The organism is Paenibacillus campinasensis (assembly GCF_002272015.1).
Taxonomy (GTDB): domain Bacteria; phylum Bacillota; class Bacilli; order Paenibacillales; family Paenibacillaceae; genus Paenibacillus_AQ; species Paenibacillus_AQ campinasensis.
Map to the genome: position 1 here is coordinate 1 of NZ_NPBY01000130.1, position 1915 is coordinate 1915.

The window sequence follows — 1915 nt, forward strand, 5'->3', positions numbered from 1 at the left end:
GAGGCTGTCCAGAAAGTCAGTGAAACCTGACTACTGGCAGCCTCTTTTTTTGTAAAACGCTAAAAATATGCGCAAAAAAACCGTCTTTTCCTGTAAAATGAAAGTTACCACACAACCATTTCAGAAAGGGACGGTTTTTATGCGTAATCAAATGACTACTACTAAACATTATAACATGCAACTCACATTTCCTCTAGAAAATATAGAAGGAAACATAGATTCTAAACGAAAGCTCACACCTGCTTTTAAAGCTTATGATAACAAGCAGATGCATATGATCTTGGATCTAGAATCACTAATCCCTTCCCACCATGTCGCTCGTATCATTGATGAAATGATTGAATCTATTCCTGACGAGCTGTTGTTTGCTCATTATGTTGGCGGTGGCCGTAGTTCCTACCATCCTAAAATGATGCTCAAAGTGATTCTTTATGGCTACTCTCAAAAAGTCTATTCCTGCCGTGGCATTGAAAAACTATTACAAGAAAACCTACCGGCGATGTGGCTAGCTGCGATGCAACAGCCGGACTTCCGCACCCTGAATGACTTCCGTGGTGTGCGAATGAAGAGCCTTATGGATGAGCTCTTTCAAACGATGATTAAAAAGCTCATCAACGACAATTTTATTACCATGGAGAACTACTTCTTGGATGGCACAAAGATTGAAGCTAATGCCAACAAGTATTCTTTTGTGTGGAAAAAATCTACGTTACGCTTTGAAGAGAAACTCAAAGAAAAGGTGCAGGCAACCCTTGCGCATATTCATACGCTCACGCAGCAAGAAGCTAGTGAAATGGTAGCTACCGATCCAGATGAGCTTCCTGTACAGCTTGAAGAAACAGCTGTTATTCTAGAAGAACAAGTAGAGCGCTTAACTGAACAGATCGCTCAAACCAATGACAGTGAAGCGAGAAAAGCCTTACGAAAAGAGCGTAGTGCCTGGAAACAGCCTCTGAAAAAGATTCGTCAAGACTTTCTTCCACGTCTGGCCAAGTATGATCAGCAGAAAGCTTGCTTTGGTGATCGCAATAGCTACTCCAAGACCGATCCAGACGCTACGTTTATGCGAATGAAAGAAGATCACATGAAAAATGGTCAACTTAAACCAGGTTACAATGTACAGATGGCAACGGAAAACCAATTTATTTTGTTTTATAGTCTTCACCAACGACCAACGGACACACGCTGCTTCATTCCGCATATGGAGCAACTTGCTGCGTCTTCTTTACCCATGCCTAAAACCGTGATTGCTGACGCTGGTTATGGTAGTGAGGAAAACTATTTGTACGCGTTAGGCGAAGAAAAAGAGACGCGATTTGATTTTCTTATTCCATATGGCAGCTATATGCACGAACAAACCAGACGCTACAAAAAGAACATGAAGCATGCAAGCAATTGGACGTATGAAGAGTTAGACGATCGCTTTATTTGCCCGAATGGTCGATACGTTTCGTTTAAGAAGTACCAGACGAAGAAGACACGCTCCGGCCTAGAGCAAAGCTTTAAGATTTACGAATGTGAGGATTGTAGCGATTGCCCATTAAAGGCAGCATGTACGAAAGCAAAGGGAAATCGTCAAGTACACTGGAACACGGTATGGGAAGAATTAAAGGCAAAGGCAAAAACAGCCCTTGAGGATGACGAGAAATCCGCGATCTATGCTCGACGTAAAGTCGAGGTTGAGAGTGTATTCGGTCACATCAAGGGCAATCGGTCGTTCCGCAGATTTTCCTTGCGGGGTCTAGAAAAAGTTCATACAGAGTTTGGGATTGTGGCCTTGGCCCACAATCTACTGAAAGTAGCAGGCATTCGCCTCGCTACATTCTTTCAAACGCAGGGACGTAAAAAGGTTGGACGGAGAAATGGTTCTCTTCTCGTCCAACCTTTTTACTTTAGGGACTTATTGGACAGCCCC

1 protein-coding gene is annotated in these 1915 nt (G+C 42.9%); it reads left to right on the plus strand.

The genetic code is table 11. The annotated features are described in order from the left end of the window. Nucleotides 1-175: 175 nt before the first annotated feature. The coding region (locus tag CHH67_RS25660; protein WP_483406833.1) for an IS1182 family transposase at nucleotides 176-1915 on the plus strand (1740 nt) is incomplete at its 3' end.